The following is a 16,481-nucleotide window of genomic DNA, read 5'->3' as shown; positions in this document are numbered from 1 at the left end:
TATACTGTAGAGTAATCCACGGAATATCCCGTGAAAGAACTCGCGCTAGAGGAGGCGTTTATTATGAAAATATTTACCGATAGTGCTTGTGACCTGGCTTATGCCGATCTGCAGGAAAATGATGTGGAAGTCTTCCCGTTGACGACTCTGCTGGATACCGGCGAATACGAAGATATGATCGAAATCCAAGCCGACAAAGTCTATGAAATGATCGCACGCGGCGGTCATCCGAAAACGAGCCAAGTGTCCTTGGAAAAATTCCTTTCCGGTTTCCGGAAAGCGGCCGAAGCCGGTGAATCGGGCATCTACATTTCCCTTTCCTCCAAGCTATCTGGTACCTACCAAGCGGCCTTTCTGGCTTACCAGCAACTGAAGGAGGAGTTTCCGGATTTTGATCTGCGTTTGGTCGACTCCATGAGCGCCTCCGTTGGTGAAGGCTTGTCCGTCGTCGAAGCAATCGAAATGCGCGATGCCGGCTTCACTTTGGATGAGATCGAATCGCGTGTCCGTTTCACGGCTGCGAACGTCGTTTCCCTTTTCACCGTTAAGGATCTGAATTACCTTGCGGAAGGCGGCCGCCTTTCGAAGTCCAGTGCTTTTCTCGGGGGATTGCTGAATATCCAACCGTTACTGGAAGTCATCAATGGTGAATTGGTGCCCGTCGAAAAACTGCGTGGGCGCAAAAAAGTCATGAACCGGATGTACGAACGCCTGCGCGATGAGGCCGATATGATTCAGGAACAAAATGTGTTCCTCTGCCACAGCGACGATGCCGAAGCCATCGAGGAAATGCGTCAATACATCGAAGAGCATTTTCATCCGCGCCGCATCTATGTGAACACGATTGGTTCCACGATCAGTTCGCATACCGGGCTAGGAACTTTAGGCTTGTTCTTCCTGAAGAAATACGAATAACTGCATTTAAAAAAAAGTGAGGCGGAGAATCTGATTCGGATTCTCCACCTCACTTTTTTACTTATTTGTTGATGTACGTACTGATGATTCGGACAAAAATCGGCATCAACAGGATGACCGAGAAGAGCCGGACGAGATGGATGGAGGACACGATGATCGTGTCGGCCTCAAAGGCCGCCGCGAGGATGGTCATATCCGTCAATCCACCCGGTGATGTCCCAAGCAATGCCGTAATCAGATCGATTCCGGCAACTTTATGCAGGATATAGCCCGCAATCACTCCCACGGTCAACAAAATCAGTACGGAAGTGACGGCAGGGAAAAACACCTGTTTCATTTCGGCCAAGCTGCTCTTCGTGAAGTTCATGCCAATCGTCCCGCCGATTATGATTTGGCCGATGATCTTCAGATTGGCCGGCATATAGCCCATCTGTGAAAAATAATTGTAGATTGCGACCGCGACTAGCGAGCCGATCATTCCACCAGCCGGTACCCGGAAACGGATCCCAGCCCAGCCTCCGATGAATGCCACGATCAATGTACCCAATAGTTTCCCGAAATTCATATATTTATGCCCCTTTATGTCAAATTAACGCTCTCTTCCCATTTTCGACTTTCCGGCGAAATAGTCAAGTTCATTTCGGCATAAAAAGAGGAACACCGTGTTCTTTCGGTGTTCCCCTTCGTTCTTTGTAGAATAGTATAAAGTTTTCTGAACTAAAAGTGCTTCACCGCAGGTGTTTCACAGGATTGCAAAATATTTTGTGCATCCCAAGACGTTGGCTAGCTGCACGGGTTAGCCCTTCGGAAAGGGTAAAGGAACCTCTTGTCTCTGCGAGCCAAGACATACTGTTCGACTAACCTGCTGACGCAGGAAGTCTCTCAGCAATTGCGCTCTACGATGCTCATTCAGGGCCAGATTTCCTAAATTTCTTTCAGGGCTGAACGAACCCGTTCCGCTTTTCTTTTTCTTATTCGTATTTCTTTTTCTTTGGTGGCGGGAACGGCAGGATGATGCCTTGACCCTGCTCAGTCGGCTGCGCCTGGAAAAAGGTGCGTTTCAGGACAATAGTGATTTTCGGGCGTTCCATCTCGACTGTCGGCGATTCGAGGATCGCGTATAGACGCTCTTCGGCATCGAGCAGACTTGCCAAGACGGGATTCTCCGAGCGCGGCACATAACCCAACATATAGCCGGCTTGCGTCGCAACGGCGATGGCATTCGCGTCATAAGCATTATCGGCCTCCCGGACAAGCTGCAGTAGGTCCCCCGGTTTCAGGAAATCGGCGACTCCGCTCAGCTCATGGAACTGCGTGCCGGCGATATACGTATGCAGCAATTCCTTGTCCGTATGGGCATGGCTCAAAGGCGGCTGCTTCATCTTCAGATAACGGTTTTCTTTTTGGTTCTTCAGATTTTCCGGCTGCAACAGTCTATCGATTTGCCGCTTCAGTTTGATGTTCGGCTCTTTTTCAAGCGCAATCTGGAGTTCAATTTCTACTTGGTTGGACCATTTTTTTTCTGTGCTGTTGCAGCACCTGCACTGCTTTTTTGCGCACACCGGCATGACGGTAATGGACACCACGGATGCACCAGGCTTCATTGTATTTGCGTTTCTCGCTCATCACTTCAAACAGGCGCAGCAACCATTCGTCGGCGCGCATCAGATCCGTAACGCTCGCATTTTCCGGCTCTTCTGTTTCCAGAGGGAGCGCGTAAAGATCCGGATTCAGGATCGCTTCGAGGTATTCGCAGACATCGTCGAAATAGAATTCGGGATTGATTTTCAGGAAGAAATCGAGCATGTTGAATCCCAACGGTTGCCGACTCAGCACTTCCATGAAGGCCGGAAAATCGGGATGCATGTTCAGATAGACGAGCACTTTCATAATCAGGCTATCCGATTCCTTTGGGGCGGAAATTTCTTGATACACGATATGGCGCCATTTTGGCTGATGCAGGAAACTTTCGACTTTATGCACCAGCTTTTCGTAGCGGGCGATGCGGGTATCCCACATGGTTTTTGTGCGGCGGTATTTCGTTTCATTTTGACTGATGAAGTCGTAATCCTGCTGCCAGTAGTCGACTACCTGATACCAGATGCTGACGAGCGCGCCCAGATCGATGAAGTTCGTCGCATAGTCGCGCTTATCGATGAACTTATACAGGAAGTCCAGTTGGGCATCGATGGTCACGCTGTCATTGTTGTAATCGCCATAACAGATCAGGTAAGCGAAATCCGTAAAATTGGCGGCCGTGATTTCCGTCTTCTTGAAATAGGCGCGCATATCCGTTTTCTGGATACAGAGGTTGGCGTAAATGTTGGCAAGGAATTCGCTCTTGATGCCTTCATGCATCATCCAGTGCTGCTGTTCCCACCTGACCGGCTTCAGCAGGAACATGGCCGCCAGTTTCCCGTATCCTACCGTGTGCTTGGCCAGTTCAAAGATGAAATTGTTCTGCAGAGGGAAAATGAACTGGATGCTCTCGAGCACGTACAAGGTATACTCGCTGTGGTAACCCAATGTGCGCATAATTTGTTTGGTAGTATCGTACGGGAAGAAGCCCAAAAGGATGATGCCCAATTTCACCTGTTCCGGATTGGTGCCGCTGCGTGCGAGCCGCATGCCGAGGTGATAAAGACGCTCCCGTGCTCCTGATTCCGCTTCCAAAGTAATCCTCACTCTTTCGCGCAATTCCAGGAAATAACTGCAGATCGGATAATGCTCCAGAAAATGATGCAGGACAGGATCGGTCAGGATTGCTTCTTCTTTGTTGACGAGGTCCTTCAGAATGCCGCAACACTCCTTCGCCAAGTCCTCTTTTCGCCAAAAAGGGATCCCTTCGGATGCAAGTACATAAAGCACATCTTTTTGCCCAGCTGTCCGCTCATCCTGGAATCGATAAGGCAGGCCAGGCTGTTCTTCCCTCAAACGACAAATTGTATCGAAAATGCTCTGGTTATTCTCCAATTGGCAACCCTTCTTTCCGTTGACTCCGATGCTTTCTTTCTTCAATATTACCATAGATTATAGAGCGTCACTATGTTAGTTTTTAAAATTATTAAATTAACAGGAGCAAAATGCACAAAAAAGCGCTCGGTTTTTATCCCCCGAACGCTTTCCATTATTACCTGATTATTCTTGAAATCCTAAAGAGGCATAACGCCTGTGATGCCGTAGACGAAGATGTAGATGAACAGGATTGGCCACGCAAACTTGATGTAGCCTTTTTGGAAGTCGACAAAGTTGATTTCCGTGTATTCGCAAAGCATATACAAAGCAGGAATGACCGGGCTGATCAAGCGGAATGCTTGCCCTACCATCGAAGCGACAGCAGCCTGATCCGGTGTGATGCCGAACTGGCCCATTACGCCAGCCATTACGCTGGCAATTCCGAAGTAGAAAGCATCTTGCGGCAGGAATGTGATCGCTGGTGCAGAGATGATGGCATAGATTGGCGCCATATGCGTACCCAATGCTTCAGGGATAATTTTGGTGATCCCTTCCGCCAAAGCAGTAGCCATTCCGCTTCCTGTCAAGATTCCGGAAAAGACACCGGCTGCCAAAGTAGCCAAGGCAGGCGCTAAAGAATCAGCAGCAAGTGCATCCAAACGTTCCGTAACCAGTTTGGAAGAGCGATAATTCGCAGTCAAAGCGATTGCGGCTCCCAGCATGAACAGGATACCACCGTGGGCAATGTCCATGATCAACATCGCCAAAAGCGCTAGCGTCATGATCAGGTTGAACCACCACATTTTAGGTCTTTTCAATTCAGGTTCATTATCGCGGATTGCATTCAACATACCTTGGATCGTTTCAGGCGAAACATCTTTAGCATCCTTCGGATTAAAGTTCAGACGTTTTCTTTCCTTAAGTCCGATGATGTAGGCCATGAAGACTGCGTATACAGCCGCAACCAATAGTCCAGGCAACAACGCCGCGAACAAAGTGCTGATTTCAACGCCCATTGCTGTGCTGGCCGCGATTGTCGGGCCGCCCCAAGGCAATTGGTTGAAGATACCGATTGGCGTAACGATGATGACCGCCAAGTAAAGCAAGTTCATCTTCATCTGTTTCCGAAGTTCGATGAAGGCTGCCACACAGATGATGATTGTAGTTGTCGTATCGCCGTTCATGGTTACGACCAATGAAGTCAAAACAGTAGCCAACGTCACTTTCAAAGGGTCACCTTTGGCTTTTTTGATGAAAAATTCGCACAAAGGATCGAACAGACCGACATTCAGCATGACGCCGAAGTACAGTACCGCAAACAGGATGACGATTGCGGGAGAGATAACACCCATCGATACTTTTCCTGTCTCCGCATTGACGCTGTAGAATAGCCCTGTTTTGATCCATTCGAACATGTCCGTCAAAGGCACCTTGTTCACGAAAGTTGCGATAATACCGAAAATCAATGGGATTAAGGTCAAAGCCCCAAAAATGGAAAGTTTCTTTTTCGCCAGTACGACAATAAAGATGGTGATCATTGCGATTGCAAGGAATGTCAATAGCATAAATAATTATGTCCCTTCTTCGTTTGAGTTGTTGGCTCGCTTCAAAATGAACGAGCCTATTAAAAAGCGCTTACAAATAATAAGAATACGCTACTCCACTCAACAACTGGTGGCTTTCCCATTTTATAAAATACTAGCATACTCTCGTCTTATAAAAAAGATTATGCTAGCATTCTCTGCAACTTTAAGGAAGGATGATCGTAACGTTTTGGATCGGTACATCGTAGAACGGATCTTTCTTTTTGCGCAGAAATGGTTCAGCCAGATTTGGGAACAGGGCATACGTCAAGACATCTTCCGTCGTGTCTGCGTAAGTTGCCGTTCCCTTTTTGAAGCTCGCCATCCCTGGTTCAATCAGGTCTGCCGGCCGTACCGTGCAGATTTCCTCATTGCCGATGATTTTTTGTTTGATTTCTTCGAATAGCGGCGCAGGCGATTTCCCATAAGAACCTTTTACGTAATCTTTGATCTCTTTCGGTACCATCTTATAGCGTTCCCCGCTCACCACGTTCATGACGGCCTGTGTGCCGACCATCTGCGATAACGGCGTCACAAGAGGCGGATAACCTAGGTCTTTTCTTACGGCCGGGATTTCCTTCAGCACGGCTTCATATTTATCCTCTTGGTGCGCCTCTTTCAGCTGCGAAAGCAGGTTGGAAAGCATCCCGCCGGGAACTTGGTACAACAAGGTATTCGGCTCGACATCCATCACTTTCGGATTCAAGAGGCCCTTGCTGCGGAAGTCTTCTTTGATCGGGCGGAAATGATCCGCGATCTCCTTCAGGACTTCCATATTCAATCCGGTATCATAGCCCATCTCCTCCAAGGCGATTGCCATCGATTCCGTCGCCGGTTGGCTCGTTCCGCCGGAGAACGGCGAGATAGCGCAATCGATGCCGTCGGCGCCCGCTTGTGCGGCCATCAAGTAGGTCATTTCGGCAATGCCGCTGGTGCAATGCGTGTGGACATGGATCGGCAGCACCGTGGATTTCTTCAGCGCGCTGACCAATTCGAAGACATTCTTCGGCGTCAGGATGCCCGCCATGTCTTTGATGCAGATTGAATCGGCACCCATCGTCTCCATTTGCGCAACCAGCTTCAGGTAATAGTCATTGTTATGCACTTCGCTGGTCGTGTAACTGATCGTCCCTTGACAGTGTCCGCCATACTTTTTGATGGCTTTGAAGGACGTCTTCAGGTTCCTCAGGTCATTCAGCGCATCGAACACCCGGATGACATCGATGCCGTTTTCGATCGCTTTCTGGATGAATGTTTCGACGACATCATCGGGATAGTGCTTATAGCCCAACAAGTTTTGCCCTCTCAAAAGCATCTGCAGCTTCGTGTGCTTCACTTCGCTCCGGATTGTGCGCAGTCTTTCCCATGGGTCCTCGTTCAGGTACCGCAGGCAAGCATCGAAGGTCGCGCCGCCCCAGACTTCAAGCGCATCGTAGCCGGCTTCGTCCATTTTTTTCAGAATCGGCAGCATCTCCGGGGTCGACATGCGGGTCGCCACCAGACTTTGATGCCCATCCCGCAGGACCGTTTCCATAAAACGGATCTTTTTCGTCATTTTCATCAACTCCATCATTTATCGGTCGGGAACCGTTTAATCAGTACAATACAAACCACATACAGGAGGAAGAGTACGAGAAAGATCCCTCCCATCCCAAAAAGCATCAGTTCCAGGGCGATTTGAAAATTTTCAAATGTGCTCATGTCAATCTCCTTTCAAAAGAATAATAGGTTAGCTGAAGAAGCCAAGCACCAAGCCACCCGCGATAACGGATGCGATCTGTCCGGAAACGTTCGATCCTACCGCATACATCAAGACGAAGTTCTGTGGGTCTTCTTCCGTTGCCATTTTTTGGATAACACGGCTTGACATCGGGAATGCGGAAATACCGGCACCACCGATCATCGGATTGATTTTTTGGGTCCTGAACAGGTTCAGGAATTTTGCGAATAACACGCCACCGATCGTATCCATGATGAAGGCAACCAGACCGAAAGCGATGATCATCAATGTCTGCAAGTTCAGGAATAATTCAGACTGCATTTTGACGGAAATCGTCAGACCCAAGAGGATGCTGATGATGTTGACCAATTCGTTTTGGGCAGTCAATGAAAGTCTGTCCAAGACGCCGCATTCGCGCAACAGGTTACCGAACATCAGGAACCCGACAAGCGGCAAGGAGATTGGTGCGATGAAACCCGAAATCAGCGTGATGATGATCGGGAACAGGATTTTTGTCATCTTAGAGACGCCTTCTGCTTTGTAGGTCATGCGGATGCGGCGTTCGGCTTTGGTCGTGACGGCTTTGATGGCAATCGGTTGGATGATCGGCACCAAAGCCATGTAAGAGTAGGCGGCGACGGTGATCGGTCCCAACAGGTTAGGGGCCAGTTGGTTGGATACGAAAATGGCTGTCGGGCCATCGGCAGCGCCGATGATGCCGATCGAAGCGGCTTCCCTGATGTCGAATCCGAAAAATACGGCTACCGCAATCGTGAAGAAGATCCCGAATTGGGCAGCAGCACCGAATAATAGCATGAATGGGTTCTGTAGGAGCGGGCCGAAGTCGATCATGGCCCCGATGCCGATAAAGATCAATAAAGGGAACAACTCGGTGCTGATACCGGCTTCGAAAAGGACATCCAGAACGCCTTCCGATTCGCTTCCGTTGACCATCTGCGTCAAGACGCCGGTCCCCGGGAAGTTGACGAGGATTGTTCCCAATCCCATCGGCACCAACAAAGTCGGCTCATATTCTTTCTTGATTCCCAGATACATCAGCACACAGCCGATGACCATCATGATCAGTTGGCCAGGCGTGACGGATAATATTCCTGCAACAATTTGTTCCAATTTTTATTTCCCTCCGAACGTTTTTTTATTGAATGATTACGATTGTTTGACCGACGTCGATCTGTGCTCCTTTTGTGGCAATGACAGCTGTGATCGTGCCTGCCCGTGGCGCAACGATTTCATTTTCCAGTTTCATGGCTTCCAATACGGCCAGCACTTGGTTTTCTGTCACGACGTCGCCGACGTTCACATTGATGTCCAGGATTTTCCCGGGCATCGGCGCAGTGATTGGGTCGCCTTCTCCACTTCCGACAACTGGTGCAGGTGCCACTGGAGCGGCTGCGGCTACTGGTGCTGCGACTGGCGCGGCTTGTACGGCTACTGCTTGAACTGGTGCCGCGGCTACAGCCGGCGCTCCGAACTCTTCCATTTCCACCATGTATTCTTTTTCGTTGATTTTGATGCGGAATTTCCTTAACATTCTTTTTCCCTCTTTCCGACTAATCTATTCTTGCGATGCTCTTCAACCTAAATTGCGAAGCAGGATGATCTCCTGCAGCAATTGCGCCAATGATGGCCGCAGCAATTTCTTTTTCCAGGTCGATTCCTGTGATGCTCTTCACTTGGACAGTAACATCCGTATCGTCATGAACAAGTATCGCTGAGGCGATCGCTGCAACCAATTCTTTGTCCTCCTGTGAGACAGGCAACGAAAAATCGACTGTTTCCAACGGTTTTACTTGGGCAACGGATGCGTTTGCAGCTATTGTCGGCTGCACAACCTCATTTTTACCTGAAAGAAGTCCACGTAATTTTGATAGCAGGGCCATAACTCTTCCTTCCTACATCCTTAGATGTGCAGTTCTTCACTATGGTTACAATAAGTAAGAGAGTCCGAAAACCTATATTACGATTAAGGACTCCCGCTCATTGCAGCTTACTTTTATTTGATGAAACTTACTTGTTTGCTGATTTCTTCGATTGCTTTGTCTTTTCTTTCATTGAAGATGATTTTGTTTTGTTCAAATAAATTTCCGCCATGTGTGTCGATCGAAATGATCAGCGGGCCAAATTCCTTCACGCGGCACACCCAAAGTGTTTCCGGCATTCCAAGGTCACGCCAGTGTGCTGCTTCGATCTCTTCCACTTGTGTAGCCGCCAATACTGCACAGCCGCCAGGGAAAACTGCGTGGACTGCTTTGAACTCTTGGCAACCTTCCATCGTTCTTTGTCCCATGCCGCCTTTTCCGACGATCAATTTGACGCCTGTTTCTTCGATGAACTCTTTTTCGAATCTTTCCATACGCATGCTGGTTGTTGGGCCAACGGCAACCATTTCAAATTTTTCGTTGCCTAAATCACGGACGATTGGGCCGGCATGGAAGATCGCTCCGCCGTTCAAGTCAACCGGCAATTCTCTTTTTTCTTCAATCAATCTGCGGTGGGCAACGTCACGGCACGTAACGATGTGTCCGTTCAAGTAGACAATGTCGCCGATGTTGATGCTCTCCAAGTCTTCGTTAGTGATTGGTGTTGTCAGAATTTTTTTACCGTTCATTTCGCTCACGCTCATAGTGTTACCCCCGTATGTGAAGTGATTTCATAGTTCAGATTTTTATCAAAGATGATATGTCCACGTCTGTGTGACCAACAACCTGTGTTGACTGCCACTCCGATAGTGGATGGGTGGCGAGCCGAATTTTCGATATGAACGCCCATGACGGATTTTTTGCCGGATAGTCCTTGTGGTCCTAAGCCGATTGAGTTGATGCCATCTTCCAATAATTTTTCCATTGAAGCAGCGCGCTCATTCGGGTTGTGGCTGCCGATCGGTCTCATCAAGGCTTTTTTAGATAAAATCGCTGCTGTTTCTACAGATGTAGCGACGCCGACACCTACCAATAATGGCGGGCAAGCATTGATTCCGTATTCAGTCATGACATCCAATACAAATTTCGTGATGCCTTCGTATCCAGCAGATGGCATCAATACCATTGATTTCCCTGGCAATGTGCAACCGCCGCCTGCCATGTAGACATCCAATTCCAATTTGTCGCTGTTAGGAACGATATCCCAGAAGATGGATGGTGTGCCTTTTCCAATGTTTTTGCCTGTGTTGTACTCATCGAATGTTTCTACACTGTTGTGACGCAGTGGGGAATTTTTGGTAGCTTCAAGTACGGATTCAGTCAATGCCTCTTCCAAGTCTCCGATGAAAGGGAAATTCGATCCGCATTTGATGAAGAATTGAATAACACCTGTATCTTGACAAGATGGACGGTTCAGTTTCATTGCTTTGTCTTGGTTATCCATCATTGATTGATAAACAACTTTGGATAAAGGAGCCACTTCCTCTTTCTCCAACTCGACCAGTCTCTTACCCACGTCATCCGGTAATCTTTTGCCGATCAAACCTATAAATTTACCTACTGTTTCAGTGATTTTCTGTTGCGCTGTCACTTCATTGTTAAGCGTTTCCATTGTTCTTCCTCCTCGTAATCGGTAACTGAAGCAAAACCAAGTTTCCCTTCGTTCCACTGTGATGCGGTACTGCTGGATTAAAGTCGCACACTAAGGATATCATTTATATTTGATATCTGATAATGTATCCCTTTTACAAGTAGAAATTTACCATATCCTTTTTTCGTTGTCAACACCAATGTGAATTTTTTATTATCTTTTTTAAAACGCTTACATGGTTTTCCGCACCATCATGGGATTTTGCTTATTTGTTTCGGGCAAAAAAAAATAATCCGCACTCCCTTGTTGGTTGGGAGTGCGGACTCGATGGCTCATTGTTGTTTTATTGTGTGGGTTCTTCTATTTGAACCGCGTCAGGACATTCTCCATGCTGCGGTAGATATGCTTCAGCATGACTTTGCGGGACAATTCTTCATCCCCTGCAATGAGTGCATTTACGATTTCATCATGTTCCTGGATGGATATTTGGGCATACTGCTCTTCCGTTTGGAGATCCCCCATCGATAAGCCGTTCCACAGATTGGAGGCCATTTCGATCAGACGCGCATTTTCACTGGCGTTCCAGATGGCAAAGTGAAAGGCCTGGTTCAGATCGGAATAGGAGCTGACATCCCCTGACAGGATGGTTTCTTTTGCATCTTCATGCACTTTGATGATTTCGCTGATGTCTTTTTTCTTTCTGCAAATGATGGCGCAGGCTTCACTTTCTAGGGAAGCTCGGATTTCATAATGATCCTCGAGGAAAGTCGGGGTGATGCCCATGACGATGGCTCCCTTATTGGGGCGCAGTTGGATGAAGCCTTCACGGGACAAAATTTGAAAAGCCTCGCGGACCGGCGTAACCGAAACGCCCAACATCTTCGCAACAGCATCCAGCATCAATTCATGGCCCGGCTCGAATTCCTTCAGGATGATCGCTTTTCTCAGGGAGGAAGCCACTCTTTCCCTTGCAGGCAATAGTTTGATCGGTTTAAGGATGCTCATTGTTCATACCCTCCAGTTCTTTCTTCAGGATCTCAACATAATATTGAAAATAGTCTTCAAATCCATCCATCAATTTTGATAGATCCTTTTCCGCCAGGTACTGGCTGATTTTTTCAATATAGTGGCAGTTTGCTTCAAAATCAAAGTCATAATTTCCGATTACGAAGGTGAAGAAGCCGCTCAATAGTTGGTCGTGTGCCCGCTTAATGGTCGGAACGCCCGTTGCTTCCGACAACAGGTGATGGAAATCCAGTTCCAGCTTGCGACAACCTTCACTATCTTTGGCGACCATTTCCTCTTTGTATTCGTCCGCTATTTTTTGAAATGGCTGCGCATCAGCTTGCTTCTCGGAAAGGATTAGGCAAATTTCTTTTTCAAGCGCCTTGATCATCCTGAATTGGGCTTTGGCCGATTCAAAGGAGATGCCGTTGACTTTCATATGTCTGTTGCCCAGTCTTTCAAGCACGCCTTCCATCTCCAGCATCTGCAAGGCTTCCCTTACGGGCATTCTGGAAACGCCCATTGCGGCAGCGACCTCGGATTGTCTCAGCTTCTCGCCATCCTTGATGTTTCTTTTGAATATTTCATTGCGCAGGATGTCCGCAATATAATCCTTTGTTTGTGTTCTCTCTAATGATTCCAAAGACTACAGTCCCTTTAAATTTTATAGGTCAGTGCAAGATTATGACATTAGCATCCTTAAAGTTTACAGTTCCGCCAATCAGCATCGATAATTCCTTGTCGTTTCTTGCTTCATTTATAGTTTACATGATTTCCTTCATTTTTCAACCTGTTTCTTTTGCGGATGGACAGAATCCGTCCCTAATTTTCAAATACTCCAAAGCAAGAAATCCTTCCCGACTAAGGAAGGATTTCTGAATCAAATCATTTCATTTTGTTAAAGTGCGGCTGTATACACGGCTCTTGCATCTTCGGAAGTGAAGTCGCCGCGCTCAGAAATGTTCTCTTTCTTGTGGCGAACGAGTGCTTCCACCAGACCCGGAATGTCGCTTTCATCCAGCTCGACATCGGAGAAACGGATCGGTGCGCCCAGGCTGGCGAAGAAGTCTTCGGTCTTTTTGATCGCCAAATCGATTTTTTCTTCATCGGTCAGATTGGAATCGCCGCGGATATCCCACACGCGTTCCGCGTATTGTAGCAATTTGTCCCATTTCTGCTGCTTGCGGACTTTCATCATGGCCGGAAGGACGATTGATAACGTGCGCGCATGGTCGATCCCGAATGCCAACGTCATCTCATGGCCCAGTTGATGCGTCGCCCAATCCTGGGGAACACCTGGAGAAATGAAACGGTTGAGCGCATTCGTGGCTGTCCACATGAAATTGGCGCGGGTAGCATAGTCGTGGTTGTCCTCCTCGACAACGTCCGGGCCGATTTCAATTAATGTCTGCAGCAGCCCTTCCGCCCAGCGGTCCTGTACCTTTGCATCGATTGGATAGGTCAGATAGGCTTCCATCACATGGATGAAGGAATCGATGATACCGTTGGCCAGTTGGCGTTTGGGTAACGTGTAGGTCGCTTCCGGTTCTAGGATGGAGAATTGTGGATAAGTATGTGGACTGGCGAAACTGATCTTCGCTTGCTTTTCCACAAAGGTGACAACCGAATTGTTATTCATTTCCGATGCCGTGGCCGGCAGCGTCAATACCGTACCGAAAGGCAGCGCTTTGGTGACCGGCAATCCCTTGCCTACGCCACTGCCGAACATATCGACAGGATTGCCATCGAATACCGCACCTGCCGCAACGAATTTCACACCATCGATGACGCTGCCGCCGCCGACTGCCAACAAGTAATCATAGCCTTCCACTTTGATCTTGTCGACTGCTTGTATCAGCGTTTCATAGGTCGGATTCGCTTCGATGCCGCCGAATTCAGCCCACTCGCGGTTGCCCAAGGCTTCGACGACGCGATCGAAGGTGCCAAATTTTTTGACGCTGCCCCCGCCATACAAAATCAGCACTTTCGCGTCCTGCGGAATCAAGCCGTCGATGCGCTTGATCTGGTCCTTGCCGAAAACTATTTTTGTCAGATTTTGAAACTCAAAATTACGGATTCCGTTTTCCAATCTCATCACTCACTTTTCATTTTTATTCTTTTTTCATTGTAGCACAGCCGTGTGGATAATCCGCTTGGGACGCTTCAGTAGGCGCGGCCGCTAGCGTCGGGTTTCCTGAACTCCGGGGAACAGGGGCCTCGCCGGAAGACAGAAGCCCAGTTAAGACTCCACCTCCGATAAGGACAGCTTCCCCGGAGTTCAGCAAAATTTGCTTCACACTACGTTCGGTGAGCCATACGCTCATAAGAGCTGACATCCGTTTCCAACGCGTTGCTCCGGTGGACACCGGAGCTGACAAAAAATAGGGGCCGCTAGCGGCCCCCACATACTAACAATCATTTTTTCAGGATACGGATACTGTTCAACACGGCCAAAACGGTCACGCCGACATCGGCGAAGACCGCTTCCCACATCGTAGCGATGCCGAACGCTCCGAGAATCAAGAACACCCCTTTGACTGACATGGCGAAAATGATGTTCTGCCAAACGATTTTGCGTGTTTCCTCAGCCACGGTTATTGCGGTCAAAATCTTGGATGGTTTGTCATCCATGATGACGATATCGGCCGCTTCGATGGCGGCGTCGGATCCCAATCCGCCCATCGCCATCCCGATGTCGGAACGGGCAAGCACCGGTGTATCGTTGATGCCGTCGCCCACGAAGATGACTTTTTCGCCTTTCCGTTTGCTTGCCAACACTTCCTCCAGCTTCGTCACTTTGTCCTGCGGAAGCAATTCCGCATGGACTTCATCGATGCCGAGTTCTTTGGCGACCGCTTCACCTACCGCACGGGAATCCCCGGTCAGCATGATGGTGCGGATGCCTCTCGCCTTCAAGCCGGCGATTGTGGCCTTCGCATCAGCTTTGATGGCATCAGCAATCAGGATGTAGCCTGCGTAGTGTTTATCCACAGCGATATACACAACCGTACCGGTTTCATGAGCCTGCGTATGGATGATGCCGAATTTCGCCATCATTTTGTCATTGCCGACCAGGATTTCTTGCCCATCTACCACGACCTGCAGACCGTGACCTGGAATATCATTTGTGGTGGCAATCTGGTCTTCAGCTATCGTTTTCCCGTAAGCTTCCTTGATGGAATCGGCAATCGGGTGGCTGGAATGTAGTTCCGCATAGGCTGCCAGTTCCAGCAAACGCTGCTCCGACAACTCGCCGGCAGTTTCAATCCGGGTTACGGCGAACTTGCCTTCCGTCAAGGTACCGGTCTTGTCCATCACGACCGTTTTGACATCATTCAGGCCTTCGAGGAAGTTGCTCCCTTTGACAAGGATGCCTTTGCGCGAGGCAGACCCGATGCCGCCGAAGAAACCGACTGGAATCGAAACGACCAAAGCGCAAGGACACGAGATGACCAGAAAGATGCTGGCCCGGTACAGCCATTCATTGAAGCTTTCGCCCGGGAAGACGAGCGGCGGCACGATCGCCAACAAAACGGCAGCGATGACGACGACTGGCGTGTAGTAGCGGGCGAATTTGGTGATGAAGTTTTCCGTAGGTGCCTTTCTGCCGCTGGCGTTCTGAACCAAATCTAAAATTTTGACGACTGTGGACTCCGCAAACGGCTTTTCGACAACTACTTCGATGACGCCGTTCTTGTTGATGAAGCCGCTCAAAATGCTGTCACCGATTTTGACGCCACGCGGAACCGATTCTCCGGTCAGAGCCGAAGTGTCTACAGCAGAAGTTCCGCTCACGACTTTCCCGTCCAACGGCACTTTTTCGCCGGGCCGGATCAGGATGGTGTCGCCGATTTTGACGGTTTCCGGAGCCACTTTTTCGATCCCGACAGCTGTCTTCACGTTTGCGTAATCAGGGCGGATGTCCATCAGTTCGGCGATGGAGCGGCGGGATTTGTCGACCGCGATGTCCTGGAACAGTTCACCCAATTGATAGAACAGCATGACCGCCACCGCTTCCGGATACTCCTGGATGTAGAATGCACTCAGCGTGGCGATCGTCATCAGGAAGTTTTCGTCAAACAACTGGCCGTTTTTGATGTTCAGGAGCGCGCTCCAAACGATGTCATAGCCCGCAACCAGGTACGCGGTCACAAACAATGCAAACGAAACCGTTCCGCTGACCGGCGCGAAAATCGCCGTCAACAAAATCCCAAAGCCGACGATCAGGCGGATGAAGGCTTTCCGGATTTCATCCTTATCCCCTTCACCATGCGCATGCGTGTTTTCATGTGCACCATCCTGGTCGTGATGTCCGTCAACGTTTGTGGATGAGTCATCTTTTGGCTTGTTCAAACCTATCGGAAACCCATCCACTCCAATCGGCGTGCCGCTTATTTTCAGAGTCGGATGGATATCCGGCTCCAGTGCACTAAGTTTTTGTTTCACTTTCGGCAAAATCTCGGTCTCTTGATCCTCTTCGATTTCGATCCGCAATGTCTTCGTCATGAAATTCACATTGCTCTCAAGGATCCCTTCTATTTTTGCGATGCCGGTTTCGACTTTGCTGGCGCAATTGGCGCAATCCAATTCATCCAGATACCATTCAATCTGCTTTACCTTCTCAGACATCTTTATCTCTCCTTAGCTCTAAGCATTCGTATTATATATTCGAAAACGTAATGATTCCGCATTACATATGAACACCCATTCATGTGTTGGTCATATTATAATCCTACAGGATGATTGTGTCAACCGGATAGAAATACCCTGAA

General features: G+C 48.7%; 16 protein-coding genes. 1 reads left to right on the top strand and 15 read right to left on the bottom strand.

What is annotated here, in order from left to right:
* The first annotated feature begins 63 nt into the window (after window positions 1-63).
* The gene (locus BLV66_RS08650) at window positions 64-915 is read left to right on the top strand and encodes a DegV family protein (protein ID WP_086985712.1); all 852 of its coding nucleotides are present in this window, start codon (window positions 64-66) and stop codon (window positions 913-915) included.
* A 61-nt stretch (window positions 916-976) separates the two neighbouring features.
* Here the strand turns inward: BLV66_RS08650 and BLV66_RS08645 are convergent, their stop codons facing one another.
* The 15 genes from BLV66_RS08645 to BLV66_RS08570 form a co-directional block, all read right to left on the bottom strand.
* Entirely contained in the window at window positions 977-1,480 is a 504-nt protein-coding gene (locus BLV66_RS08645) for an AbrB family transcriptional regulator (RefSeq protein WP_086985711.1), read from the bottom strand.
* A 406-nt stretch (window positions 1,481-1,886) separates the two neighbouring features.
* Window positions 1,887-2,483: an HIRAN domain-containing protein gene (locus tag BLV66_RS08640; protein WP_176974186.1), complete on the bottom strand. Its 597-nt coding sequence runs from the start codon at window positions 2,481-2,483 to the stop codon at window positions 1,887-1,889.
* Window positions 2,407-3,888, bottom strand: a complete 1,482-nt coding sequence (locus BLV66_RS08635) for a hypothetical protein (protein ID WP_143033116.1) — start codon at window positions 3,886-3,888, stop codon at window positions 2,407-2,409. Before BLV66_RS08635 ends, BLV66_RS08640 begins: the two co-directional genes overlap by 77 nt.
* A 179-nt stretch (window positions 3,889-4,067) precedes the next feature.
* Complete coding sequence (locus BLV66_RS08630) at window positions 4,068-5,435, bottom strand: citrate:proton symporter (protein ID WP_093114555.1); 1,368 nt, start codon at window positions 5,433-5,435, stop codon at window positions 4,068-4,070.
* 184 nt (window positions 5,436-5,619) lie between these two features.
* On the bottom strand, window positions 5,620-7,008 hold the full coding sequence (locus tag BLV66_RS08625; protein WP_086985707.1) for an oxaloacetate decarboxylase subunit alpha: 1,389 nt from the start codon (window positions 7,006-7,008) through the stop codon (window positions 5,620-5,622).
* Window positions 7,009-7,022: 14 nt separating this feature from the next.
* A complete protein-coding gene (locus BLV66_RS15785; protein WP_086985706.1) occupies window positions 7,023-7,154 on the bottom strand; it encodes an OadG family protein in 132 nt (43 codons plus the stop codon).
* Window positions 7,155-7,182: 28 nt separating this feature from the next.
* Entirely contained in the window at window positions 7,183-8,253 is a 1,071-nt protein-coding gene (locus BLV66_RS08615; RefSeq protein ID WP_425445308.1) for a sodium ion-translocating decarboxylase subunit beta, read from the bottom strand.
* Window positions 8,254-8,329: 76 nt separating this feature from the next.
* Entirely contained in the window at window positions 8,330-8,725 is a 396-nt protein-coding gene (locus tag BLV66_RS08610; RefSeq protein WP_086985704.1) for a biotin/lipoyl-containing protein, read from the bottom strand.
* A 19-nt stretch (window positions 8,726-8,744) separates the two neighbouring features.
* Window positions 8,745-9,074: a hypothetical protein gene (locus BLV66_RS08605; RefSeq protein ID WP_086985703.1), complete on the bottom strand. Its 330-nt coding sequence runs from the start codon at window positions 9,072-9,074 to the stop codon at window positions 8,745-8,747.
* Between the two features lie 113 nt (window positions 9,075-9,187).
* Window positions 9,188-9,817 (bottom strand): L(+)-tartrate dehydratase subunit beta, encoded by a 630-nt coding sequence (gene ttdB / locus BLV66_RS08600; protein ID WP_245826658.1) that lies wholly within the window; start codon window positions 9,815-9,817, stop codon window positions 9,188-9,190.
* Complete coding sequence (gene ttdA, locus BLV66_RS08595) at window positions 9,814-10,725, bottom strand: L(+)-tartrate dehydratase subunit alpha (protein WP_086985702.1); 912 nt, start codon at window positions 10,723-10,725, stop codon at window positions 9,814-9,816. The genes ttdB and ttdA overlap by 4 nt, the downstream gene beginning before the upstream one ends.
* A 339-nt stretch (window positions 10,726-11,064) precedes the next feature.
* The gene (locus tag BLV66_RS08590; protein ID WP_086985701.1) at window positions 11,065-11,709 is read right to left on the bottom strand and encodes a GntR family transcriptional regulator; all 645 of its coding nucleotides are present in this window, start codon (window positions 11,707-11,709) and stop codon (window positions 11,065-11,067) included.
* Window positions 11,696-12,352, bottom strand: a complete 657-nt coding sequence (locus BLV66_RS08585; protein WP_086985700.1) for a GntR family transcriptional regulator — start codon at window positions 12,350-12,352, stop codon at window positions 11,696-11,698. Before BLV66_RS08585 ends, BLV66_RS08590 begins: the two co-directional genes overlap by 14 nt.
* A gap of 255 nt (window positions 12,353-12,607) precedes the next feature.
* Window positions 12,608-13,804, bottom strand: coding sequence for an iron-containing alcohol dehydrogenase (locus BLV66_RS08580; RefSeq protein WP_342746288.1), 1,197 nt, complete (start codon window positions 13,802-13,804; stop codon window positions 12,608-12,610).
* A 320-nt stretch (window positions 13,805-14,124) separates the two neighbouring features.
* The gene (locus tag BLV66_RS08570) at window positions 14,125-16,338 is read right to left on the bottom strand and encodes a heavy metal translocating P-type ATPase (RefSeq protein ID WP_086985698.1); all 2,214 of its coding nucleotides are present in this window, start codon (window positions 16,336-16,338) and stop codon (window positions 14,125-14,127) included.
* Window positions 16,339-16,481 lie beyond the last annotated feature (143 nt).

The sequence above is a fragment of the Trichococcus collinsii genome (assembly GCF_900107505.1).
Classification (GTDB): domain Bacteria; phylum Bacillota; class Bacilli; order Lactobacillales; family Aerococcaceae; genus Trichococcus; species Trichococcus collinsii.
This window is presented reverse-complemented; position numbering and strand designations above follow the sequence as displayed.